The organism is Bacteroidales bacterium (assembly GCA_013141385.1).
Lineage (GTDB): Bacteria > Bacteroidota > Bacteroidia > Bacteroidales > Tenuifilaceae > UBA8529.
The window spans coordinates 282,263-307,319 of sequence record JABFRB010000001.1; the positions used below are offsets into that span (position 1 = coordinate 282,263).

At 34.9% G+C, this 25,057-nt stretch carries 18 protein-coding genes; 11 read left to right on the forward strand and 7 right to left on the reverse strand.

Features of this window, described 5'->3' with window-relative positions:
• The first annotated feature begins 137 nt into the window (after positions 1 to 137).
• The 5 genes from HOO91_01080 (at position 138) to HOO91_01100 (ending at position 4,736) form a co-directional block, all read left to right on the forward strand.
• Complete coding sequence (locus HOO91_01080) at positions 138 to 893, forward strand: response regulator transcription factor (GenBank protein ID NOU16139.1); 756 nt, start codon at positions 138 to 140, stop codon at positions 891 to 893.
• 593 nt (positions 894 to 1,486) lie between these two features.
• Positions 1,487 to 1,771, forward strand: a complete 285-nt coding sequence (locus HOO91_01085; GenBank protein NOU16140.1) for a hypothetical protein — start codon at positions 1,487 to 1,489, stop codon at positions 1,769 to 1,771.
• Positions 1,772 to 2,025: 254 nt separating this feature from the next.
• Complete coding sequence (locus HOO91_01090; protein NOU16141.1) at positions 2,026 to 2,418, forward strand: hypothetical protein; 393 nt, start codon at positions 2,026 to 2,028, stop codon at positions 2,416 to 2,418.
• 186 nt (positions 2,419 to 2,604) lie between these two features.
• The gene (locus HOO91_01095) at positions 2,605 to 3,939 is read left to right on the forward strand and encodes a hypothetical protein (GenBank protein ID NOU16142.1); all 1,335 of its coding nucleotides are present in this window, start codon (positions 2,605 to 2,607) and stop codon (positions 3,937 to 3,939) included.
• Positions 3,940 to 4,214: 275 nt separating this feature from the next.
• Positions 4,215 to 4,736 carry a DUF805 domain-containing protein gene (locus HOO91_01100; GenBank protein ID NOU16143.1) on the forward strand — a complete coding sequence of 174 codons (522 nt, stop codon included), beginning with the start codon at positions 4,215 to 4,217 and terminating at the stop codon, positions 4,734 to 4,736.
• A 170-nt stretch (positions 4,737 to 4,906) separates the two neighbouring features.
• On the opposite strand, the gene HOO91_01105 is transcribed toward HOO91_01100, so the two are convergent.
• From HOO91_01105 to HOO91_01125, 5 genes are all read right to left on the reverse strand, one after another.
• Positions 4,907 to 7,006, reverse strand: a complete 2,100-nt coding sequence (locus HOO91_01105) for a M48 family metalloprotease (GenBank protein ID NOU16144.1) — start codon at positions 7,004 to 7,006, stop codon at positions 4,907 to 4,909.
• A 576-nt stretch (positions 7,007 to 7,582) separates the two neighbouring features.
• Positions 7,583 to 8,293: an endonuclease/exonuclease/phosphatase family protein gene (locus tag HOO91_01110; GenBank protein NOU16145.1), complete on the reverse strand. Its 711-nt coding sequence runs from the start codon at positions 8,291 to 8,293 to the stop codon at positions 7,583 to 7,585.
• A gap of 8 nt (positions 8,294 to 8,301) precedes the next feature.
• Positions 8,302 to 8,787 (reverse strand): hypothetical protein, encoded by a 486-nt coding sequence (locus tag HOO91_01115; protein ID NOU16146.1) that lies wholly within the window; start codon positions 8,785 to 8,787, stop codon positions 8,302 to 8,304.
• Between the two features lie 404 nt (positions 8,788 to 9,191).
• Positions 9,192 to 10,505: a metallophosphoesterase gene (locus HOO91_01120; GenBank protein NOU16147.1), complete on the reverse strand. Its 1,314-nt coding sequence runs from the start codon at positions 10,503 to 10,505 to the stop codon at positions 9,192 to 9,194.
• A gap of 420 nt (positions 10,506 to 10,925) precedes the next feature.
• Positions 10,926 to 11,603, reverse strand: coding sequence for a hypothetical protein (locus HOO91_01125; GenBank protein ID NOU16148.1), 678 nt, complete (start codon positions 11,601 to 11,603; stop codon positions 10,926 to 10,928).
• Between the two features lie 694 nt (positions 11,604 to 12,297).
• On the opposite strand from HOO91_01125, the gene HOO91_01130 reads away from it, so the two are divergent.
• The 6 genes from HOO91_01130 to HOO91_01155 all read left to right on the forward strand — a co-directional run bounded on the left by HOO91_01130 (position 12,298) and on the right by HOO91_01155 (position 23,929).
• Positions 12,298 to 13,281, forward strand: coding sequence for a hypothetical protein (locus HOO91_01130; protein ID NOU16149.1), 984 nt, complete (start codon positions 12,298 to 12,300; stop codon positions 13,279 to 13,281).
• A 25-nt stretch (positions 13,282 to 13,306) separates the two neighbouring features.
• Positions 13,307 to 13,876 carry a phage tail protein gene (locus HOO91_01135; GenBank protein NOU16150.1) on the forward strand — a complete coding sequence of 190 codons (570 nt, stop codon included), beginning with the start codon at positions 13,307 to 13,309 and terminating at the stop codon, positions 13,874 to 13,876.
• Between the two features lie 59 nt (positions 13,877 to 13,935).
• The gene (locus HOO91_01140) at positions 13,936 to 15,096 is read left to right on the forward strand and encodes an ABC transporter substrate-binding protein (protein NOU16151.1); all 1,161 of its coding nucleotides are present in this window, start codon (positions 13,936 to 13,938) and stop codon (positions 15,094 to 15,096) included.
• Positions 15,097 to 15,115: 19 nt separating this feature from the next.
• On the forward strand, positions 15,116 to 20,533 hold the full coding sequence (locus HOO91_01145; GenBank protein ID NOU16152.1) for a T9SS type A sorting domain-containing protein: 5,418 nt from the start codon (positions 15,116 to 15,118) through the stop codon (positions 20,531 to 20,533).
• Positions 20,534 to 20,791: 258 nt separating this feature from the next.
• Positions 20,792 to 22,516 carry an amino acid permease gene (locus tag HOO91_01150; GenBank protein ID NOU16153.1) on the forward strand — a complete coding sequence of 575 codons (1,725 nt, stop codon included), beginning with the start codon at positions 20,792 to 20,794 and terminating at the stop codon, positions 22,514 to 22,516.
• 411 nt (positions 22,517 to 22,927) lie between these two features.
• Positions 22,928 to 23,929, forward strand: a complete 1,002-nt coding sequence (locus HOO91_01155; protein ID NOU16154.1) for a fatty acid desaturase — start codon at positions 22,928 to 22,930, stop codon at positions 23,927 to 23,929.
• On the opposite strand, the gene HOO91_01160 is transcribed toward HOO91_01155, so the two are convergent.
• On the reverse strand, positions 23,916 to 24,068 hold the full coding sequence (locus tag HOO91_01160; GenBank protein NOU16155.1) for a hypothetical protein: 153 nt from the start codon (positions 24,066 to 24,068) through the stop codon (positions 23,916 to 23,918). The two genes, HOO91_01155 and HOO91_01160, sit on opposite strands and share 14 nt — an antisense overlap.
• A 38-nt stretch (positions 24,069 to 24,106) precedes the next feature.
• Entirely contained in the window at positions 24,107 to 24,895 is a 789-nt protein-coding gene (locus tag HOO91_01165) for a class I SAM-dependent methyltransferase (GenBank protein NOU16156.1), read from the reverse strand.
• Between the last annotated feature and the right edge of the window lie 162 nt (positions 24,896 to 25,057).

Below are 25,057 nucleotides of genomic sequence, written 5' to 3' on the forward strand. Positions count from 1 at the left end.
TAGGCACTCTAGGCACTTTTTTAATACTCTAGGCACTCGAAGTACTCTAGGCACTCTAGGCACTTTTTTAATACTCTAGGCACTCGAAGTACTTTAGGCACTCTAGGCACTTTTTAAATACTCTAGGCACATTATCTATGAACTATCTAATTATTGAGGACGAGCGTTTATCCGCTGAAAGGCTAGAAGGAATGATAAAAAGATTATTCCCCGATTTTGTATTGGTGAAAACCCTCGATTCTGTTAAATCTGCCGTTAAATGGTTGGCTAATAATGAGCATCCCGCTTTAGGTTTCTTTGATATTCAATTAGCCGATGGGCTAAGCTTCGAGATATTTGAACAGATTCAACCGCAATTCCCCGTGATATTCACAACTGCATTCAACGAGTACGCCATTCGGGCGTTTAAGGTTAATAGCATCGATTATCTTCTAAAACCGATTGATGAAACTGAATTAAAAGCATCCATTCTAAAATTCAAGCAAGGGATTAGTAAACCTATTGGTATAGAGAACCAGGCCATTGCCAAAACTCTTCAGATGCTATCGAATAGCTACAAATCCAGGTTTTTGGTTAAGGTTGGAGAGCATCTACGAATGATTGCTGTTGATGAAATAGCCATATTTATTAGCATGGAGAAGTCAACATTCCTCAGAACTTACAATGGGAGGGATTATGGTATCGATTTTACCCTTGAGCAAATTGAGGGCTTGATTGACCCAAAGAAGTTTTTCCGTGTAAACCGCAAGTTTATTGTTGATATTAAATCTATCCAAGATATTATAGCCTACTCCAATAGCCGATTAAAGCTAAAACTTGCCGTTACCACCGATGAAGAGGTTATTGTTAGCCGCGAGCGGGTAGGGGAGTTTAAGGAGTGGTTGGAGAAATAGCTGCATAAGCCACCCATAATTCAATACCATGCAGCCTATGAAAACTTATTGTAAAGTGTCATCCTGAGCGAAGCGAAGGAACTCATAATCTAAAACCAGATAGCCGCCTTCGATGCTGCCTAAAAACAACGCACTCCCCCCTTGACCTACCCCTGTAGCTTTCCCTCCATTCTAGGTGTAACATGAGTTTGATGTAAGTATGATATACTGATTCTCAGTTCACCATTAGATTGTTGCTTTGTCATGCTGAACGGAGTGAAGCATCTGTATTTTAAATAGCTAGATCCTTCGCTTCGCTCAGAACCGAGCTTGCGAGTTCGGCGGAGCCAATGACACCTTACATCAAACTCACGTTTTAGGTATAGCTAAAACCTCCACGAGTAATCCTTTAAACGTCCAGCTCCTTAACTGAACCGCCCCGATTCACACCCCGCCCTTTACTTCCATAGCATGTAACTTGCACATTTTTAGGAGAATCCAACCGATACTAGGAAGAATCCAACAAAAACAACGATGATCTTTACCAAAACAACGATGTTTTATACCAAAGCAAGGATGATCTTTACCAATGCAACGATGTATTGTACCAAAACATGGATGATCTTTACCGATACAACGATGTTTTGTACCAAAACATGTATGATCTTTACCGATACAACGATGTTTTGTTCCAATACAAGGATGATCTTTACCAATGCAACGATGTATTGTACCAAAACATGGATGATCTTTACCGATACAACGATGTTTTGTTCCAATACAAGGATGATCTTTACCAAACAAGGATAATCCATACTAAAGTAGGGATATTCTGGGCGTATTCAGCGATTTGTGTCCCCAATCTGCTCGTGACAAGTACCGATACCCAACAGATTTAGGAAATACCTAAGCATAAGAGCAACGAAATAGTTGATATTTATACCAAAGTACCAACACGAAGCATACAAAAAATAAATTACGTTTAATGAATTATGTTATATTTGTATAAGGATGACAAAAACCAGACCTATAAACGAGTTGTGTGCAAGTTTATTAGAATAACGTAAATTTATCGAGATTGCTATAGTTTGTTTTTAAGAAAGAGTTTTAAAAAGATAATTAACTTTACTAAAATTAACTAATACTTGATAATATGGAAAAGATTGAAACATTGAAAAGCCAGTTAAAAGTTATAAAAAGAAAACTTATTGAACTGAGACTAGAAGAGAGTTTTAAAAAAATTGATAATGAATCTAAAATCAATGAACTTGAAAAAGAAGGAAATGAAATTATTCAAGAAATTTCATCCATAAGAAACAAAAAGAATCAATATTTTGTGTCTTTTAATTATGAGAATATTATTACAAATTACAATGTAAACGTTTTTAATATAATTCATTGCTCAGATATTGATTGTAAGATTAATACAAGGACTAAATTCCTGAATAACGAAAATGAATATATTAAATTAAGAAATGAAATAATAGAGAAATACATAAGCGATTATATGTACAGAATAAATAATCTAGAAATAATACGAATATAATAAAAACCTGCACACAACATGTGGTTAAAAATATTGGAGCTGATGACGCATCAGCAAGGTTTTCGCTCACCACAAAGTTCATTAACGGTGGATACGGAAGCAGCCGTTAACTCTCCAACATTTCCAACCACAGTAACGTTAGCGACAAGTTACCGCCAATATTAAACGACAGAAAAATGCGATAATATGACAACTTTATTTGATAGACTAGTTGAGTTAGAAAATTTAAAAACAGGCAAAGACTCTGGTGTTGCCCAAAAGCGTGGACTAGATTTTGAAAGACTAGTTCGTGACTTATTTTTAAAGCAAAATATATTATCCGTTATAAAACAAACTGGCTACCATACTTCTGATAATCGTTCCGAGCAGATAGATGGCGTGATTAATTTTAATGGTAAAATATTTCTTTTAGAGGTGAAATGGGATGAGAAATTAGCAGCTTCCTCATTGTATGAATTTATTGGAAAAATTGAAAATAAGTTTTATGGAACACTAGGAATATTCATTTCTTATCATGAATTAAGTGATAATTTTATCAATGCGTTAAGAAAAGGCAGAAAACAAAATGTTATTGTTCTACATGGGGACGACATAAAAATGATTCTAGAAAAAGAGGTTAATCTTAAAAACTTTTTCAAATATGCACTTGAAAAGTTATCGTTTGATAATTTATCGCATATATCTGTAAAAGAATTTTGCGAATTCGAGAAGTTACAAGATAATAAAAATCTTGAAATTCAATATGATAGCCAAAAGGTTAAGGATTTTATTCAAAACAACATAACATCTAAATCAACTCATGATTCAATTGATTTAGAAATTGAACTTGATAAATTGTCAGAGAGTGAAAAGGCGAAGGTTTACACAATTCTTTTAAAACAAGCTAAAAATCTTCTTCAGTTTAGATTTCCAAAGCCTACAACTTATATAAACACGAGTAACTTTTTTTCAATATACAAACCAGATTTTGCAAAACCAGATTTATCCGAATTACCGAATAAATTTTTTGGTGAGCTGATATTTGAAGACGCTAAAACTTATTTATTACGATTTCTTGATGAATTTCTTGATGAATTTCCGAAAATTGACAAGGATGCGAAGAAGAAATACTTCGATAATATTGTCGAGTTGTATAATAGGTCTGATTGGGAAATTGAAAATGCTTTAACTGAAATATTGAAACTGTATAGCGAGATTTATCCCCCCAAAATATTAAAACAAGTTTACAAGCTATATATTGAATACTATTATTCTTCTTCAAGAGAAGATAGATTTGCACAAAAATCGTATGCAATATCCTTGATTAAGAACAAAAAAATAGATGAAGCAACAATCATTGAATGGATAAACGAAAAAGTATATCAAGATTTAAAATTGTATCAAGATTTTAAGGAATTCAATTTTAAATATTTTGCACAGACATATGCAAATATTGGACAATCTATAGGTTATGACATTAATTCGTGGATAGAGAAAATGAAAGAAATATATAAAAATCAGAAAAAGAAACTAGAAGAATGAAATACTGGCGGTAACAAAGTGTAGCGGGCAATAAAGGTTTCCGTGGTATTCGAGCATTCTGCCCCGCATAAACTTTGGTGTAGCTTGACTGTGACGAAGCCTGCAATCCCTTACTGCCGCTACACTCAAACGTTAAAGAGATTGAATAACAACATGATTCCCGTTACGATAAGTGAAAAAATAATAGATTGATAAAGTGGAGACCAGAAGCCACTTTAAAAAACGAGGTGAAACCGAAAAACCTTACAAGTAGGAAAACTAAATCAAAGAAAATTATGAATTGGTATCTAAAAGTTTTAAGACAATATGCTGACTTTAGCGGAAGAGCAAGAAGAGAAGAGTATTGGATGTTTACATTATTCAATATGATTTTCATTATTGTTGCAATGATTTTGGACAACATTTTAGGTTTAACAGTAGAAGAAGAGCCGTATGGAGTTTTTTATTTTCTTTATGCATTAGCGGTATTGATTCCTGGATTAGCTGTTACAGTTAGGCGGCTTCATGATGTTGGGAAAAGCGGTTGGATGATTTTAGTTGCTTTAATTCCAATAATTGGCGCAATTTGGTTATTAGCGCTTATGGTTATTGATAGTGATCCTGGGGATAATGAATATGGACAGAACCCAAAAGGAGTGACATCTGAGCAAAAGGATGAACAATTTATTCAAGAGTTAATTGAGAAAAGTGGAGGAGAAGCGGAACCAATTATTATTATTGATAAATGTCCTGCTTGCGGAAAAAAGGTATCTGACAATGATAAAACTTGTCCTGATTGTGGACTCTCCTTAATTTAACGTGAGTTCGATTTAAGTACAACATATTGATTGTCAGTACAAAAATAGATTATTGCTTTGTCATGCTGAACGGAGTGAAGCATCTAGTCTTTAGGTAATTAGATCCTTCGCTTCGCTCAGGATGACACCTTACATCGAACTGACGTTATTTAATAATCTCCTTACTGGTTTCAATTATTTCCAACTATATCCAATTGCTTCTGGAGCAACCTCTTCTTTATAATAAATTCACGGCTGTACATCATATTAACAAAGAGAACCATTGCCTCATTAAAAACATCAAGCTCCACGTTGTTAAAGCTACTACCATCATAATATTCTCTATCCTTGGATAAATAATGGTCAATTTTCTCCATTTGCGTATCATCCAAATAATTCTGCTCTTTAGCCTCGGGCAGCACTTCTTGGATTTGCTGAACAATTCTCCTCTCAATTACCTTTACATCGGCAATTATCCGTACAATTTTGCTCGATGAGTTTTTTTGATAGATTGGCGCAATAGTTTGGCTAAGCTCCGTGTAATTTTTAAGGCATATCTCGGATTCGGGGTAAATTCTGAAATAGGTTTTATACAAATTAGTTATAGTGGCTTTATCGGCATCGTTGGATTTTGAGCAAACGAATTTAAATATCTCCCTATCAATTTTATCTAAGGATTCTTGCAACGCTGCTTTTTCGCTTTCTAAATCTTTAAGCAGATTTGGAACATCGCTCTTTGAGCATTTCTTCCCATCAAAATCAAACGATTTAATCTTGTACTCCTTAGCGGAGATAGTTTTGAGCAGTTCAATATCCGAACTAATTGCATCAATCTTTTTAGGAATTGAGCAATTCTCTGTACTATAAATTTGGTTGAAATCGGTAAATATCGATTTTCCATCTGCCCCTAAATCTTCGGCGTTAAATTGGGTTATCCTACGATTATCATAAAAACCCTTGAATTCCTTATTGTATGTGTGTTTCTTGTACTCTTCGTAGTACATCTCCTTGAATTTCTCTAGGTTCAATGTAATTACTTCACCATCATTAAATTTTACAACGGAGAAAAGCTTCTCGGTCATTAGCTTTTGTGCCTTCTCAGGATTGCTAAAAAGTGCCCAAGCCGATTCCTTCACAGTTTCAGTTTTTTCAATACCCAATGTTTGTAGATAGCGCTCCCTTTCAACAGTGCTAGGGTGCGATGACCATTGATCCTTAACCACTATTCTGCTTTGCTGGAAGTTTGATGAGCCATTATCGTTCAGTACAGGTAATCCACATTCCAACCCCAAATCATTATTTATCGCAAAATGCGATATTATTTCACTTTGATGAGTGTAAATATTATCGGGTTTTAGGTTTTGACCAATCCATCTTTCGTACTGGTTCAAGAGCGTATTGTAGCATGAACCAGATATTTCGAGCCTTTTTAGTGCGGTGATTAAATGCTCAGGGCCACAAACCATAGCCGAAACAGCATCGGCATTATGCTCCATTTGCCTGGATAGGCTTAGGTTGGTTTTGTTTACCACGATGTACACTTTTTGTAATACCCATTGTATGCTTTGCACAATTTTAACGGTAAGGCTGGCAAAGAACTGGAAGTAACCGCTTATGGATGCCCAGCTATCAATCGTTTCTGCGTAACCTTTATTGTCATACAGCATGTTATAAATCAGCCTATTCACATAAAAAACATACGATCCAAGTTTCATACTGTGCTGCGAGAAGTGCCCAAATTCATGAGCAATAACAGCTTTGAATTCGCTTAGATTTACCGAGTTTACAAAACCCAAACCGATTAGCAGATTCTTTTTAACAGGGAAGAACATGCTCAGGAAGCTGGAATCGTAGAAAACACTGGCGTTTACATCCTGCGAAATGTATATTTTCTTTGGCAACGGGGATTTTGTTTCATTTGCCAACCGTTCGATGAATGAGAAGATTTCGGGGAAATCTTTCCTGTTTATCTCAATAAAGCCACTTTTATCAACCCTTTTAATTGCAAATATAAATTTGATTAGGAAGTAGATAACCATAAGCCCTAAGCCAATCATCCCAAGCCCAATCATAAGGGTTAAAAACATGGGCTTAAGGATTATCAGCATAACCCCTAGCCACGAAACTATTGCTGCCAAACCAACGGATAATAGTATCAACACAATGTAAACCGCAATAAATAGGAATATTGATAGTACAACCTTAAAAGCCTCTAACCTGAACTCCTTTGAGGGCTTAAGCGATTCTTCGTTAAATGTTTTTGGTGATGGGGGATAAGTGAAGTTTTTCATGGAATGATTTTTTATCTTTTGGACATTGTATTGAACTATTTTGTAATAAAATAAGGGTTTTTCCAAAGCCAAATTTAACCACTAAGAACTCAAAGGTTACACAAAGGACACGAAGCAAAAACATTGCAAATAAATGCTTTGTGAACCTTTGTGATATACTTTGTGCCCCTTTGTGTTTAAGCTCTTTCCGATTTATTGGATAGCCCCCTCGAACATTTAGGGTTTAGTAACTAAAACATCATTTTAAAAATAGTAAAAGAAATGCATTTGGCTAATAATGCAATGATTTATTTTTTATGCTGATTTGAGGGTTTTGTAAGATACTCAATATCACTAATGATATTTCCAACTCTGAATCTCTATGATATTCCCTGTAGCTCTACGGCAAATGATCTTTACCATATGCAGGAGTGTTATTAACCTAACCTTAGACGATACATAGTAGGATTTGTGTAAAGAGCGATTTTGCTTAAGTTTAATGAACTGTTGTATATGAGACTAATATACGATGGTGTGAGAGGTGATATGATAGGATGAAAGAATATTGGGTGCATACTTGATTACCTGCTGCTGTTTTCATATGTCAAACGTTACTGCTAATGGTTTATGGTCACTATATTTTGTCCACTTTTCGTAAGTGCCAACTTCCACATTTTTTAATTTGTCAATGAGGTTTGATGAAGCAAAGCAATAGTCAATGTGATAAGGTCGGTCAATTTTTCTTTGCATAAAAAGTGTTTTATCTTTTTCCTTTCCTTGAGTTTGATTATGAAAATGATGATAAGTACTTATAATATTTTTGTTTTTTAAAAAGTCAACAAGGTTAGAGTGATTTGAAACCCGTCTTGGTTTGTCCCAAATTGTATTGCTATTAAAGTCTCCAATAAGAATTATATTTTCTCCGTCTAACAAGTTGCTGTAAAAATGAACTGCTTTCCAAACTTGTTCGGTATAGTTATCGTGGTTTTCTGGTTTCTGCGACCATATTGCAAAAATTATCAAGTTAATTTTGCTATTATAAACAGATAATGGCAAAACATATTTAAAGTCGGGATTATGTATGTCAAGCAGTTCAATTTTGAAGTCGCTATATGAAAAAATTCCAATCCCTTTATGTGGATTGTCTCCATACCATAAAATATCTGTCGGTTGTTTTATGTAAAGTCCAAAAGAAAGTTTCTCTTGATTTTCGCATTCAGGCACAACTAGAATGTCTGGATGTTCTGTCAGAATAAACTCTGCTTTTTTGCGAAAAGCCATATTACAATTCCATGTTATTATTTTCATTGTTTACACTAATACCATTCGCCATTCCAAGATTTGTATTCATCAATTTTTATGTCGATATAGTTTTTAAGGCGTTTCAATGTTGTTTGCGAAATGTTGTCCAAAAATTCAGAATTTGATTTTAAGTTAATGAGTTCTTTCAGTTGATGGTTAATATTAAAATTGAGAATTCTCGCCTCTTTGTCATTTGCAATTTTGTCAAACTTCAAGTATGTATCAATTGTCGGATTCCATTGAGGTTCTGTTCCTTGAAAGATATAGTAATTAAAACTTTGTCTTGAAAGATATGATAATTTTGAAACCGCTCTATATGTCATAAACCCTTTTACTTCAATATATAGGTCAAGGTCTGTTAAGTAAATGTCGCATTTTGGTGATGTCATTGAACGACTTGTCTGCCAAGGATAATTGTCAATAGGAACAGGTTTCTGTATCTCGAAATTTATTCCATTTCTTAATAGTTCGTCTTGAATTTTCTGTTCTAATTTACTCATTCGCTATCGATTTTTCTACAGTTGCAGGTAACTCATATATGACCAAAAATAATCCTATACAACCAATTTAGGTGTATATATGTACCTTTTGCTGTTTTTTATAAAAATATCATTATTTCACAAATCATCAAAGAATAATTTATTCATAGAATAATAGAACTGGAACAGAGCGGAAGTCGGCGAAGTCAAAACAAGAGGTTAGTTTTTTACTTCTTTCTTCCATTTTGGCTTCGCCTAACTTCGTTTCCATTATTCCAGTATTGATTATGTCGAACTAGTTCTGCTGAGCTCACTTCGTTCAGCACAGCAAAGCAATAATCTGTTTTCGTGCCGATAATCAATATGTTATATTTAGTTCGAATTCACGTTATAATCATTTCAAACCCATATACGTTTATTACCCTTTAATCGCTTAATGAGTCTTTATCCATTAGATTTACAACTTTATTTTTTAAATTATACAACTTTATGATGGTTTGGGAAGCTGATTTGCCGTTTTGTTTTGTAATTACTACAAAATTTCTTGTAGTGGCAACTGCATTAGTATCAACCCATGTTCCTGAATTGGCGTAGATACATTTTTTATTATTACTATTTTGATATGCATCAATTTTAGCAATGTGTGTATGGCCAAATACAACAATTCTTTTATTTGATTTAGGGTTATCAAAGTACTGTATATTTGCCTGCTTGTCGGTTTCGAAAGCTGAATCTACAGAATCGATTGCCTCAGCAGTATTAATAAGTTTAGCTACATTGTTGCTGATTTGTCTTTTTTCCCATTTATCTTGAATCCCATTGTAAAGATCCAAATATATTGTCCCCTTAGGAGTTGGTTGATAAGGAACAAGATTACTAAATGAATAATTACCCTTGAATCCATTTACGTTTGTAATAATTATTGAATCATTAAATTTTTGACGTATAGGGAATAAGCCCGCAGTAGTATTCCATACATTCCAATACCGATACAATAAATCTTGGCTTTCACCCCCCGAAGTATTTTGGGAAACAGTTGGTAAGGTATCGCCTGGTGTTGGGTGACCCTGTTGCACGCTGAGTGCAGCTATTCTTGTAAAAAAGTACCCGGGAGGCAGGATGTTTTCTGGAGCAATGGTTTGGTTGGAGAATGGGTCGGGTGCACAGAAAAAATTGTAGCGGTGGCCATGTTCAATAGCTATTTCAGGATAGCTATTGGGGGAATAAGTACCTAAGCCCAGAACGCTGTCACGTGCCTGATTTATTCCAGGAAGAACACTTTCAACACATGCTTTTGTGATTGTTAAATCGTGGTTTCCGGGTACATAGGTAACTAAGAAATTTTTATCTTGAATTATACTGTTAATGGCATTAAATACGCCTATGTTGGTTGTTGCAATACGCTTTACAAAATCAGCCTGAGTCCCTCCATGATAAGTATCTATATCAGCTGGCACAAACCATTCATCGAACAGGTCTCCGGCGATAACAAGTTCTTTAACGTTTTGGGATTTTTTTATCCGTTTAAGCAATTCTTCCAGAGCCGTACGGTTCTTCACACACTCAGCATACGCAGTGTCTGCGCCGAGATGTATATCGCTTATAATAACAATCATATTCCTCTCAGTTCCACCATTGCTAAATGGAGCATCTGATTTACTTGAGTTTCTGCACGATGTAAATACACCTAAGAACGACATCAACAAAAACACACTTAATGTTCTCCTAATAATTTTCATGATACACTCATTTTTTATTTTTCCTACTCGTATGGCTTTTCGGAATTCGCCCCATTTATTTAATTTACTTCTGGTTTTCTATTTTTTATATTTATCACTTTGGTTGATCGACCCTTTTTTTCATGTCCTGTTATTATGTTGGGTGACTCATTTATTTGTGTATCAGAAGTAATCCTATACAACCAATTTAGGTATGTATATACACCTTTGGGTAGTTTTTATAAAAATAACATTTTTTCGCAAACAATCAAAGGGGTATTTTTTTTATGGAATGCTGGAATAATGGAATGTTTACGTTTGTCTTATAATACTAGTTGGGGTTGATGGATGAGTTAATGGTTTTAGGCACTGAATAGAGGTTATTTATATATTTTGGAGTCTGTTAATCAATAAGATTAAGAGCTAGGGTTATAATATTTTTTAATATCTGAAATTAACGCAATTATTTACATCTTTTTCACAAAGAATTGTGTCAAGTATTTCCTTTTTCTTTCCATTTCTGAGCAATTCCCAGCATATTATAGTTTTTTTATTCATTAAAGTTTTTGTTTCGATAACTGATTTAACTTTTCCTCCAATCCACCTAAATCCATTTTCGGGAGCAACGCCAAGGTTCGTTAATTTATAAGGGTACATGGTTGTTCCATCAATGTCATTTGTTTTCCATGAAACGTAAAGGGTATCATAAAGTGGTGTTTTGCTACATCGCTCAATTTTAATTGTAAAATCTATTAGTTTGGTAAGATAGAAGGATAAATATTTGGAATTTTTTTCAAGTTCAGGGAGAATTATCTCTTCAGATGAAATAGCATAATCGGAATCGCCTACAAAAATAAATTTGTACAAATAAGCTCCTTTGTTCTTTTTCATTTTATATGAGAAATGTCCAGAACTGTCGGTACAAAATCGACCAACATCGGAGGGGATGTATTTATTATCGCTTAAAATCAAACTTTTAATAATAACCTCCCTTTGGGGAATTCCCTTTTCCGTGTATTCGTCTAAAATCTTTCCTCTGATATCCAGAGTTCCTTCGGTTCTAGTACATCCAATTAAAAAAAAACAGGCAAAGGTTGCAATGTGTAGTAATACTTTCATCTTTAAAAGGAGAATAAGTATTTGTTTTGTAAGTAAAGTAGATAAAAGAATACAATTTACAAAAGTTAATTAGAATTGCAAGTTCTTCTACTCTGTTGGTCTTAATTGCATTAGACCTAAAGTATTGGCAACGTATTTTCTTTAGTTTACCAATATTCCATCCAGAAATTGTGTTTTTTTCATACAAGTATGTTTTTTACTTTTATTGTGCTTATACTTCATTGTTAACTCTGAAATATTAAAATAACATCATTTAATGTCCTACGAATATGAACATAAATAAATTTTAAATAAATTTTAAATTGTCATAAAAATGGCATATATTCACTTGTCAAATTTATATGCTTTGTTAAATAGATTTATTATTTGAAATACTGAATGTTATAAAAAAATTTGCATCATTTATTTGTTGTGTGCTGCTATTGGAAAAAGGGATTAATGATATTATGTGTAGAACATTTGGTTTTCGTGAATGATTTTTTATCAATTTTTTGGTGTTGGTGATTTATTTTTTTAATGTGTAGTTGCGATTCTCTTATTGTATTAGTTTTAAGAGTTATTTTGATAAAAACATGCTTTCTGTTGAGAGATTTTCTTAGGTAATAGTTGCCGGTTTTTTAGCATGTTTACTTCCACGAATGCAAATAAATCTTTAGGATAGTGTTTTTGTTTTTTTAAAGCAATTACTAAATAAATGGTTAGTACAACCAACATGACTTTAGTTAGGGCTGCAGTTGAAAGATTAATCCATTGTGGGGATGATTTTCAGGAAATGAAATTGACTGTAGAAAGTTTGTATGAGCTTTTTAAATCGATTACTGGGATCGATTTTACTAAATGGAATGATGCTGATATTCATCTGCCATCAGGGAAGGCTATTTCGGCTGAGGGTGCTGCGCATTGTCTTCTTGAATTTAGGCGTACTGCAATTTTTCTGCGCGGAATAAAGCAAGCAATAGATTATAAATTAGATTGCAATAAGGGGCAGGTTAAAATACTTTATGCAGGATGCGGCCCTTACGCTACGCTTATTACACCTTTACTTCCTTATTATTCTGCTGATAAAATTGGTATAACACTTCTAGATATTAATAAAGTATCCCTAAATTCATCGGAAACACTTATAAAAACGCTTGGTTTGGGTGATTATATAGATCAATTTATATTGGCTGATGCTTCAACCTATACGATTGATCGATCCTATGATATTGTAATCTCTGAAACAATGCAAGCGGGGTTAAAGAATGAGCCACAGGTGGCAATAACCCAAAATTTGATTCCACAATGTAAGGCTGATACTATCTTTATTCCAGAGCAAATTACAATAGATGCCTATTTGCGGAAAAGGGGTATTTGGGATGGGGATCAGCTATTAGAAGAAGGTGGAGAGACAAATCATTTATGTGAACTTTTTGCTGTAAATAAAACAAATTTAGATAGCAGTAATTATCGAAAGGTTGTGACCCTGCCACCAACTTTTAATAAACCTTATGACCTTTTGCTTTATACCACAATTAAAGTATTCGGCAATGAGGTTTTAGGGTTAAACGATTGTAGTTTAAATATGCCTTTAAGGTATTTTGAATTGCGAGATAATTGCCCCAAATTAATTGAGTTTTGGTATAACCAAAGTAACAAACCCAAAATTGAATCTAAAATTTTAGATTATATAACTTAATTATTAACTAAAAAAAAATTAGACTATGGATCCTTACATGGCACAAATTCTTGCATTTGCATTTGGTTGGGCGCCAATGGGCTTTCAGATTTGTGATGGCTCAATCCTGCAAATTTCACAAAATTCCGCTTTGTATTCCTTACTAGGAACATATTTTGGTGGAAATGGAACTCAAACATTTGGTATCCCCGATTTAAAGGGTAGAACAATTCTTGGGCAGGGCAATGGTACAGGTTTAACTCCTAGACCATTTGCAAGTATGGGTGGTGTTGAGCAGGTTACTTTATCGCAAAATGAGATGCCAATTCACAGCCATACTGCGGTATTCACTGGCACTTCAGTTACAGTGAAAGCAAGCAGTGCAATTGGTACCTCAGGAACACCAAGTACCAGATCAAATACCCTAGGAGGATCTGCAACTGGTTTATATAATAGTGCTGCACCTGATATTGCACTTAACATAGGAGGTGGTGCTGTTGCAGGTACTGTTGCAGTTGCAAATGCTGGACAAAGTATTGGTCACAACAATATGCAACCTTTTACAGTTCTTAATTACTGTATAGCTACTCAAGGAATTTATCCTACACGTCCATAATATTGTTGGGTCGCTGGTTAATAAAACTACCAGCGACCTTTCTATAAACCTAGTTGGTAATGAATCAAACAATAAAAATAGGTTTTCTTTTTCCTTACTCATCTGTTTCTCCCCATATGTCGCAGGATATAATTGATGGTTTTTTTACATCAATACCAGAAATTTATAGGAAGAATTTCCAGTTTTATCCTGAATATATAGATAAAGGGAGCCATGAATTGGTTAAGGTTGCGGTAAATAAATTAATTATGTTTCATAATGTTGATATTATCTCAGGCATTGTTAGTTATAAGCTGATGCCAGAGATCAATTCGATATTAGAGAGGCAAAAAAAGTTGGCTTTTTTCTTTGATCTAGGGGAGTATTTACCTCCATTGGCTCCAATATCAGAAAATATCTTTTTTAATAGCCTTCAATTTTGGCAGGTAGAATATGCTTTGGGTCTCTGGGCTCAGAAACAGTTTTCGGGGAAAGGGGCAATTCTAATGTCGATATATGAAGCGGGTTACCAAATGCATAGCGCATTTTGGCAGGGTGCTTTATCGGCAGGCGCTGAGGAGATTGATATGCATATTCTGCCATTTAACCCACAGCTACCTAATATTGAGGATATACTATCTCCATTTTTCGAAAAAATTAAGCAAAGTAAGGTTGATTACTTCCATGCTCTGTTTTGTGGTTCAGAAGCTTTTGAGTTTTATAAATGTTACTGCCAATCCGATATTTACAACAAAATACCATTAGTGGTAACACCTTACATGGCTTCTGATGAAACACTGGATAATGTACCAAAAAGTAATATAACGCTATACTCTGCATCTACATGGAACTATAATTCGATGGATGAAAAAAATCAGCGATTCAAAAGTGCTTATCAGCTCAGAACTGGCAAAAAAGCAAGCGAATTTGCTGTGATGGGTTATGAAATGGGGCAGCTATTTCTACCCATGCTACCTATTTTTCAAAAAAAAGATTTGAAAGAGATAATTAAATATATAAAAGATGCCAGTGTCAATGGACCAAGAGGTTTACGTAATTTTCATCACGATTCAACATTGGCACCCCCTATTATAAATATTGAGAAAATTACTACTCTGAACGACAAATTATCCAGAATTGTGTTGGAGCAAGGAATTGCATTGAAACATAACGATTCAGTGTTCTATGATATTCACACACAATGCGTTTCTGGATGGAAAAACCCTTATTTGTGTGTGTAAACTTTAAATCTATGATGTTATGAGAAAAATTTACTCTTATGTAGTAAAAATAGCATTAACACTAATAATTTTGTTTTTAACAAGTGGTGTTTATGCTCAATATCCAACATTACCTTATCACCCTACTGTAACAAATCCTGGCCTATATCCTGTGCCAACTACTCCATTTACTTATGGTGATTGGGTTACTAATGTGACTTTTGCTGGAATTAATAATACTACGGCAAATGTTTCATGGCGAAATAATTATTCTGGTTCAACTCACGCTAGCGTTGTTTTAGGCCAGACTTATACCCTTTCTGTTACAGTAAATAATGTTGGTGCAGATTTTTCCTTCCAGTATATTGCCGCATATATCGATTGGGATAGAAATGGTGATTGTGGTGGAAAAAGACCAGGAGATGGAGGCACAGGGGAGATATCAAGCGAATGTTATGTGTTGGGTTTACCAGGTCATGCTAGTGCTACAGTAACTTTAAATATTACTGTTCCAAATGATGCTGCAATTGGCACCACATGGTTAAGAGTGACTTTGGATGCTGATGGTGGTAATGGTGATTATCTGTCTTACTTTGCATATGGTGAAATGGAAGAATATGCTGTTGATGTTTCAGCAGGTGTTAATAATGCACCTACTGATGTATCTCTTTCTGCAAGTGCTGTAAATGAAAATGTTTCTGCCAACTCAGCTGTTGGTACTCTTAGTACTACCGATCCTGATGTTGGCAATACCTTTACCTACTCATTGGTTGCTGGCACAGGTGGCACAGATAATGCCTCATTCAATATTAGCGGTAGCAGTTTGCGTATTACCAATAGTCCTGATTATGAGACTAAGAGCAGCTATTCAGTGCGAGTACGCACAACAGACCAAGGTGCATTATACTATGAGAAAGCCTATACAATTACTATTAACGATTTAAACGAAGCTCCAACCGATATATCTCTTTCTGCAAGTTCAATCAATGAGAATGTTGCCGGAAATTCTGCGATTGGTAATTTGAATACTACAGATCAGGATGCAGGTAATTCATTCACGTATACGTTGGTTGCTGGAACAGGCAGTACTGACAATGCATCGTTCAACATTAGTGGTAGCAGTTTGCGTATCACAAGCAGTCCTGATTTCGAGACAAAAAGCAGCTACTCTGTAAGGGTTCGTACCACAGATCAAGGGAGTTTAACTTACGAGAAGGCCTTTACTATCACTATTAGCAATGTTAATGAAACCCCAACAGATATTTCTTTATCTGCAAGTTCTATCAATGAGAATGTAGTTGCTAATTCAGCAATAGGTACTCTAAGTTCTACTGATCCAGATGCTGGCACATTTACTTATACACTTGTAGTTGGAACAGGAGATACTGATAACGCTTCATTTAACATTAGCGGTAGCAGTTTGCGTATCACTAACAGCCCCAATTTTGAGACAAAGAGTAGCTATTCGGTGCGTGTTAGAACAACCGATCAAGGTAGTTTAACATTTGAGAAGGCTTTTACTATTACTATTAATGATTTAAATGAAACACCTACGGATATTGCTTTATCTGCAAGTTCAATCAACGAGAATGTAGTTGCCAATTCGACTGTTGGTACGCTTAGTACAACTGATTCTGATGCAGTTAACACCTTTACATATACACTTGTAGCAGGAACTGGCAGTACGGATAACGCTTCGTTTAATATTAGCGCTAATAGTTTGCGTATCACAGGTAGCCCTGATTTTGAGACAAAGAGCAGCTATTCTGTGCGTGTTCGTACTACAGACCAAGGTACTTTGTTCTATGAGAAGGCCTTTACCATTACTATTAATGACTTGAATGAAGCACCTACTGATATTTCCTTATCAGCAAGTTCAATCAATGAGAATGTGGTAGCAAACTCAACAGTGGGCACACTTAGTTCTACAGATCAAGATGCGGTCAACACTTTCACCTATACACTTGTGGCGGGAACAGGCAGTACTGATAATGCCTCGTTTAACATCAGTGGAAGTGGTTTACGTATTACAAATAGCCCTGATTTTGAGACAAAGAGCAGTTACTCTGTACGGGTTCGTACTACCGATCAAGGTACTTTGTTCTACGAGAAAGCATTTACAATTACTATCAATAATGTAAACGAAACACCAACTGACTTAGCGTTATCTGTTGCATCAATCAACGAGAATGTGGTAGCAAACTCTACAGTGGGTACTTTGAGCACAACCGACCCGGATGCTGGCAACACCTTTACCTATACTCTAGTTGCGGGTACTGGAAGTACTGACAATGCTTCGTTTAATATTAGCGGGAGTAGTCTACGCATCAATAGCAGTCCCGATTTTGAGACTAAAAACAGCTATTCCGTAAGGGTTCGCTCAACTGATCAGGGAAGTTTATGGTTTGAAAAGGTTTTCATTGTTACTATCAATGACCTGAATGAAGCTCCTAGTGACATTACCCTATCTGCTAGTTCAATCAATGAAAATGTTGTAGCTAACTCAACTATTGGCACATTGAGTTCAACGGATCAGGATGCAGGTAATACTTTCACCTATACACTTGTAGCAGGAACTGGTAGTACCGATAACGCTTCGTTTAACATTAGTGGTAGTAGCTTGCGTATCACTAATAGCCCTGACTTTGAGACTAAGAGCAGCTACTCCGTAAGGGTTCGCACTACCGATCAGGGAAGTTTGACCTATGAGAAAGCCTTTACAATCACCATTAATAATGTTAACGAAACTCCAACTGATATAGCGTTATCTGCTACATCAATCAACGAGAATGTAGTAGCAAATTCAACTATTGGTACTTTGAGCACAACGGATATAGATGCAGGTGACACTTTCACCTACACACTTGAAGCAGGAACTGGAGATACTGATAACGCCTCATTTAACATTAGCGGTAGCAGCTTGCGTATCACCAATAGTCCAGATTTCGAAACTAAAAACAGTTACTCAGTACGTATTCGAACAACAGATCAGGGTAGTTTGAATTTTGAGAAGACTTTTACTATCACTATTAACAACGTGAATGAAATACCAACTGATATTACCCTATCTGCAAATACAATCGATGAAAATGTAGTGGGCAATTCAACAGTTGGTGGCTTAACTTCAACAGACGTTGATGCTGGTAATACATTTACTTATACCTTGGTGGCTGGAGTAGGCGATACTGATAATGCTTCGTTTAATATTAGTGGTGGTAATTTACGTATTACCAATAGCCCCGACTTTGAGACGAAGAACAGTTACTCAGTACGTGTTCGTACTACCGATCAGGGAAGTTTGACATACGAGAAGGCCTTCACAATCACTATTAATGATCTGAATGAAGCACCAACTAATATCTCCTTATCTGCAAATTCAATAGATGAGAACGTTGCTGCTAACTCAACGATAGGCACTTTAAGTACAACAGATCAAGATGCAGGCAATACTTTCACCTATACATTGGTTGCAGGGGCAGGGAGTTCGGATAATTCTTCATTTAGTATTAGCGGCAATGAATTGCATATAATATCAAGTCCTGATTACGAAACTAAGAGTAGTTATCTTGTACGTTTTCGCTCAACAGATCAAGGCAGTTTATATTTTGAGAAGTCATATGCCATTTCAATTCATAATGTAAATGAATCACCTGTTGTTACTGCTTCGCAAAGTTTCAGTATAAATGAAAATTCAATTGTTGGGACAGTTGTAGGAACAGTTTCTGCTACTGATCCTGATGCTGGTACTACATTTAGCAATTGGACAATCACATCTAACGTAAATCCGAATACTAATGGTACTGATGCATTTGCTATAAATTCAACCACAGGTCAAATTACAGTTTTTGATGCTGGAGATTTAGATAGAGAAGCAAACTCTTCATTTACAATAAAAGTGACTGTTAGTGATGGTACTAATACAAGTGCCGAAGAGAGCGTTACTATAAATTTAAACGATGTGAACGATGTAGTTCCTGTAATAACAGCATCGCAAGTATTGTATGTTACCGAACAATCACCAAATGGTACAACTGTTGGAACAGTAGTAGCAACTGATGGTGATGTAACAGCAACGACTTTCCAGAGTTGGACAATTACCGCTGGAAATGGTGGTGGGTATTTTACGATAAATTCATCAACTGGAGTTATTACAGTGGTTGATAATACAGGACTAAATTCAAATATCAATCAAAGTTTCACATTGACTCTAACAGTATCCGATGGTGTAAATACTAGCCAGTCTCAAACAGTTTCGATTACTGTTAGTGCAGTTAATGATGAAAACCCTGTTGTTACTCCAAATCAATCATTTGTTATTAATGAGAATTCTGCAAATAGTACTGTAGTTGGTACTGTTTTAGCAACTGATCCAGATTATGGAACCAATTTCCAAAATTGGACTATTACTTCAGGTAATACTGATAATACATTCGCAATTAACTCATCTAGTGGTCAGATAACAGTTAATAATTCAACAGCTTTAGATTATGAAACTGTTACATCATTCTCATTAACCGTTCAAGTTTCTGATGGATTACATACTGCAAGTGGTGTAGTCACAGTAAATCTGAATAATTTGAATGATAATGCTCCTACAATTAATGGAGGAACTTTCGCACTTGATGAAAATAGTTCTAATGGGACATCAGTATGTACTATTTCTGCAAATGATCCAGATGGAATCTTGAATGTATTGACTTTCTCATTAGTAAGCACAAAAGCCTCTAGTCCATTTGCAGTTGATTTAAATACTGGTGTTGTATCAGTTAATAATTCTACATTGCTGGATTATGAAACCATTCAATCTTATTCGGTAACTATTAGAGTTTCTGACGGAACTCATTCTGCTGACGGAGTGTTTACAATCAATTTAAACAACTTAAATGACAACTCACCTGTTGTTACAGATGCAACGTTTGCAATAGATGAAAACAGTGCAAATAGTACAGCAGTTGGAACTGTTGCTGCAACTGATGCGGATGGAGTATTAAATAGCCTAACCTATTCCATTACATCTGGAAATACTAATAATGCATTTGCTATTAATTCAGCAACTGGTGCAATAACTGTAAATAACACTCTGGCACTGGATTTTGAAACAACTCCTATATTCAATCTTGTTGTAAGTGTATCGGATGTTACTCATTCCAGTGATGGTAATATTACAATTAACCTGAATGATTTAGTGGAAACAGGTATTGATGATAATAAAGAATTTAGCTACAAGATTTATCCTAACCCTGCGGTTGATAAGGTAAATATTTACTTAAACAACCCATCATCTGAATCTTATACAATTGAGATTGTAAGGATTGATGGTGTTAGATTCTATCAAAGTAGTGAAAAGAACCTATCAGGAATAAAAACTATTGATCTAACAGGAATCACAAGTGGTATATACTTTATAAGAGTATATAACCAGAAGTTTATGTGTACTGATAAACTCATAGTAGAATAGTATAGCTGCAATTAGTTGATAGATATCTATTGACTAATTGAATGATTGATTAAACAGAGCTAAGGTTAACCCTCTATAACTGGAGGCACTACCTTGGCTCTGTTTTATTTTATTCCCTCATAATGCTTTTGCTCACCTCAAACCAAGGAGTCTTAAACCTTTTCACAAAGAGAGAGTCCCATTTATCAGATTAAAAAAGAAATAGTAATTTCTATTAATATTTAAAAATGACTATTTTCGTCCAAATACATTTAAAAAATGGCATCAAATCTTTTTAGAAGGAAGACTATTGATTCAATATTAAGGGATGCAGATACAGAATCTAAAGAGCATAAACTAAATAGAAATCTTAATGTTAGAGATTTAACGGCATTTGGAATAGCTGCTATAATTGGTGCGGGTATTTTTAGTACAATTGGTACTGCTGCTTCAACTGGAGGACCCGCGGTTTCCCTACTCTTTGTCTTTACTGCAATTGCTTGTGGATTTTCTGCAATGTGTTACGCACAGTTTGCATCATCGGTTCCAATAAGTGGGAGTGCGTATACCTATTCTTACGTCAGTTTTGGCGAACTCATAGCATGGATAATAGGGTGGGACTTAATAATGGAATATGCAGTTGGAAATATCGCAGTTGCCATTTCATGGTCCGATTATTTTACGGGGTTTATGGGAAGTATAAACATCCATATTCCCGAATACTTAACAGTTGATTATTTAAGCGCTCTGCGAGGCTACCATAGTGCTTGTATTGAAATTGCCAAAGGGATTGATATCAACTCGCTTACAATGCCACTAAAAGAAGCTTATTTTGCTTGGGTTAATGCACCAATGATAGGTGATTTAAGGTTGATTGCAGATATTCCTGCTTTTTCAATAGTTGTCTTTATTACAGTACTAGTATACATTGGTATTCATGAAGCTAAAGTTGCTAGTAACACAATGGTTTTGCTCAAGGTAAGCATACTACTCGTTGTAATTGGTGTAGGGGCTTTTTATATTAATCCCCAGAATTGGAATCCGTTTGCTCCAAATGGATTGGCTGGTGTAATGAAGGGTGTTTCAGGCGTATTCTTTGCGTATATTGGATTTGATGCTATATCTACTACAGCAGAGGAGTGTAAAAATCCTAGAAGGGATTTGCCTAGAGCAATGATCTATTCATTGGTTATCACAACTGTTTTGTACATTCTAATAAGTTTGGTTCTCACAGGAATGGTTCATTACAGTGAGTTAGCAGTAGGAGATCCATTGGCATATGTTTTCCAAAAATTACATCTCACAAAACTTTCTGGAGTAATAGCAATTAGTGCAATAATAGCTATGGCTAGTGTTCTATTGGTTTTTCAGGTTGGACAACCAAGAATTTGGATGAGTATGAGCCGTGATGGTCTTTTACCGAAAATCTTTTCCAAGATTCATAAGCGTTTTAAGACACCAGCCTTCTCAACAATTATCACTGGAATAATGGTTGCAATTCCATCGCTTTTCCTTAACCTCACGGAGGTTACGAACCTTACAAGTATAGGTACTCTTTTTGCTTTTGCACTTGTCTCAGCAGGAGTACTTTTAATGGATAAACAAAACAATAAACCAACATCAGAGAAAACATATAAAGTACCCTATTTGAATAGCATGTATTTTCTGCCAATTATATGGATTTTGGTTTTTATGGGTATATTCTACTTTAATTCAGATGGTGTTTATAGTTTCTTTAAGTTCGGAGGTTCAGCAAACAGCCCTTTTAATGAGAAGATTCCTTTATTTGTTTTTATGGTAATATCAATATTTATTACCCTTCTTGGAATTATTAAAAAATTATCACTTATTCCAATTCTAGGTTTGCTTACAAATCTTTACCTAATGACAGAGTTGGGAATATCTAACTGGTTACGATTTGGCATTTGGTTATTATTAGGATTAATTATCTACTATTCGTATGGCTATAAGAATAGTAAATTAGCTCATAGTACCACAAGTTAAAGAGGTTAATATTTTTGGGTGTCTGATATAGAATATTGGTTGTAGTTTATAATTGTGTTGCAATCTGTATTAGTTTTTTTTGCTTAGTGTCATTTTTTTAGCCACAAAGGCACTTAAACACCAAGTCAAACTCGCTATTTTTAACTATAACCAGAATGTTGCCTAAGAACTTAATTGTCAGAATAATAGGTTCGAGTGACTTTGAATTGGAATAGAATTCTTCAAACAGTTATCATTTTTATAGAGTTCTCTATAACCAAAAATCAATTTGTAAGTTTGAACTTTTAATCCACCTTTTTGTTTATCGTCAAATACAATTATTGATTTACCTCGGGTAATAGGTTAATTGGATTGCATTTCTTCTTTCAATTTTATACTAAGTACTTCATATTCATTATTTTTTCACTCAAAATGACAACATCTAACTCCAATATTGTTGATACTAATTCCAATTGGATTAAAGTTGTTATGAAATACAATTTTCCTAGCATTTTTAAGAGTTGGTGGCAGGTTGTTAATTCAGTTGTTCCATATTTTTTACTTTGGTTTTTAATGGTGTATAGTTTAGATATATCGTATTGGATTACTCTCCTTTTATCTGTTTTTGCAGCTGGTTTCTTGGTTAGAATATTTATCATCTTTCATGATTGTGGGCATGGTTCGTTTTTTAAATCAGATAGATTAAACAGATTTGTTGGAATTCCTTTAGGACTACTTTCGTTTACCCCTTATCACAGATGGCATCACGACCATAAGGAGCATCATGCAACGGTTGGCAACCTAGATAAACGGGGTGTGGGAGATGTCCAAACATTAACCGTTGAGGAGTATAAGAAGTTGACGAGATGGAAAAAATTTGGATACCGTATATATCGCAATCCAATATTTCTGATTGGCGTGGCACCAATACTTTTGTTTTTAATTCAATATCGTTTACCCAAAGCATATATGGGGAGGAAGGAGCATCTTTACCTTCATCTTTCTAATCTAGCTATGGCTTTAATGGTTTTCCTTGTAATATGGGCTATTGGTTGGAAAGCGTATTTACTTATTCAAATACCAGTTACATATATCTCATCGGTTCATGGGGTTTGGCTGTTCTATGTACAACATCAGTATGATTCGGTAAAATGGGAGCGTGCGGATAAGTGGGATTACAAAACAATTGCCCTAGAGGGAAGTTCGTACTTCAAACTACCTTTTTTACTTCAATGGTTTACGGGAAATATTGGGTTTCATCATATCCATCATTTAAGCCCTAAAATACCAAATTATAAGTTGCCTAAATGTCATAAGGAAAATCCAATTTTTCATGACCAAAAACCTATTACATTCTTTTCGAGCCTTAAGTCGCTTAGACTTAAACTATGGGATGAGAAAAACCAAAGATTGGTTGGATTTAGTGAGATTTAATCAATACTGTACCAATGTCTTTTGTTAAGGAAAATAGATCCGTTTTTGTCATCCTGAGCGATAGCGAAGGAACTGTTTTCATTGTTAAATAGAGATGGTTGCTTTCAGCGAATCCTTCGGATTTTACTTCGTTCAGCATACAGAAACTTTAACTAAACGACATAGAATACTATATTATCAGTTATTATTAGTTTGTCCATTCTTTTTGAGAATGTAGATGTAATAAACCAAATCACCCGAAAGAATTTGATTGTAAGTTGGCGAATCAACTACCCCTGCAAAGTTTAATGCCGTTTTATGAAAAATCTTAGGAGTTAACCTTTTTACTAAATCTTTTCTCCGTTCAGTATCATTTTTCAGGGCTGAAATCACATTTGGATTTATGAGTTGCTCCTCAATTAGGGTTAGGTTCATTGAATCTAGCGATTCCTTTAAGGTAGGCATTTCATGGGGGTATCTAAAATCAGTATACAAAAAATAGCCATCGTGCTTTAATACACGGGTAACCTCCGAAAGGAATTTGTTCATGTCCAAATATCTGTGTGATGACTCAACATTTAGTAGTACATCATAAGAATTACTTTCAAGGGGAATGTTTTGAGCATCACCCTGTTTGAATTTTAAACCAATGCTATTGTGATGGCTATTTGCAAAATCTACTGCACGATTTTCAAGATCAATACCAAGTGCATTTGAAGGGGAAAACGTTTTGGCGATGTAGGCTAAACCGCCCCCTCTACCGCAACCCACTTCAACTATATTTTTATCTTTTAAATCTACTGTACTTGCTAATCGATGGTACAATTGGATCGAATAACGATTTGGTTCATCGTCTTTATCTAAGGTTACTTTTAACGATGGATCATCGTATCCGTAATTCATAAATGTTACCTCAGCATTAGAATCTATCTTGCTAATATACCAATACCATACACGAAACATTAACGATCTTAAACCTTGTACCATTTGATTGATTTGTTTGAAATATTAACTTTCATTATCTTAGGTATACAAATGAGAAATCTCATTTGTAATACTTTTGCGAAGATAGTATTTGCTAAGTGATAAGCAAATTAATATCAATTTTGTGTTCCTTGATACCTGATTTTATGGGGAAATAAAATATTA

Bases quoted from the DNA above. Each gene is read 5' to 3' on its own strand.
- HOO91_01145 (NOU16152.1), top strand. From the start codon at position 15,116: ATGAGAAAAATTTACTCTTATGTAGTAAAAATAGCATTAACACTAATA.
- HOO91_01085 (NOU16140.1), top strand. From the start codon at position 1,487: ATGGATGATCTTTACCGATACAACGATGTTTTGTACCAAAACATGTAT.
- HOO91_01110 (NOU16145.1), bottom strand. From the start codon at position 8,293: ATGAAAATAATAACATGGAATTGTAATATGGCTTTTCGCAAAAAAGCA.
- HOO91_01120 (NOU16147.1), bottom strand. From the start codon at position 10,505: ATGAAAATTATTAGGAGAACATTAAGTGTGTTTTTGTTGATGTCGTTC.
- HOO91_01115 (NOU16146.1), bottom strand. From the start codon at position 8,787: ATGAGTAAATTAGAACAGAAAATTCAAGACGAACTATTAAGAAATGGA.
- HOO91_01150 (NOU16153.1), top strand. From the start codon at position 20,792: ATGGCATCAAATCTTTTTAGAAGGAAGACTATTGATTCAATATTAAGG.
- HOO91_01140 (NOU16151.1), top strand. From the start codon at position 13,936: ATGAATCAAACAATAAAAATAGGTTTTCTTTTTCCTTACTCATCTGTT.
- HOO91_01165 (NOU16156.1), bottom strand. From the start codon at position 24,895: ATGGTACAAGGTTTAAGATCGTTAATGTTTCGTGTATGGTATTGGTAT.
- HOO91_01105 (NOU16144.1), bottom strand. From the start codon at position 7,006: ATGAAAAACTTCACTTATCCCCCATCACCAAAAACATTTAACGAAGAA.
- HOO91_01090 (NOU16141.1), top strand. From the start codon at position 2,026: ATGGAAAAGATTGAAACATTGAAAAGCCAGTTAAAAGTTATAAAAAGA.
- HOO91_01155 (NOU16154.1), top strand. From the start codon at position 22,928: ATGACAACATCTAACTCCAATATTGTTGATACTAATTCCAATTGGATT.
- HOO91_01095 (NOU16142.1), top strand. From the start codon at position 2,605: ATGACAACTTTATTTGATAGACTAGTTGAGTTAGAAAATTTAAAAACA.
- HOO91_01080 (NOU16139.1), top strand. From the start codon at position 138: ATGAACTATCTAATTATTGAGGACGAGCGTTTATCCGCTGAAAGGCTA.
- HOO91_01135 (NOU16150.1), top strand. From the start codon at position 13,307: ATGGATCCTTACATGGCACAAATTCTTGCATTTGCATTTGGTTGGGCG.
- HOO91_01125 (NOU16148.1), bottom strand. From the start codon at position 11,603: ATGAAAGTATTACTACACATTGCAACCTTTGCCTGTTTTTTTTTAATT.
- HOO91_01130 (NOU16149.1), top strand. From the start codon at position 12,298: ATGGTTAGTACAACCAACATGACTTTAGTTAGGGCTGCAGTTGAAAGA.
- HOO91_01160 (NOU16155.1), bottom strand. From the start codon at position 24,068: ATGCTGAACGAAGTAAAATCCGAAGGATTCGCTGAAAGCAACCATCTC.
- HOO91_01100 (NOU16143.1), top strand. From the start codon at position 4,215: ATGAATTGGTATCTAAAAGTTTTAAGACAATATGCTGACTTTAGCGGA.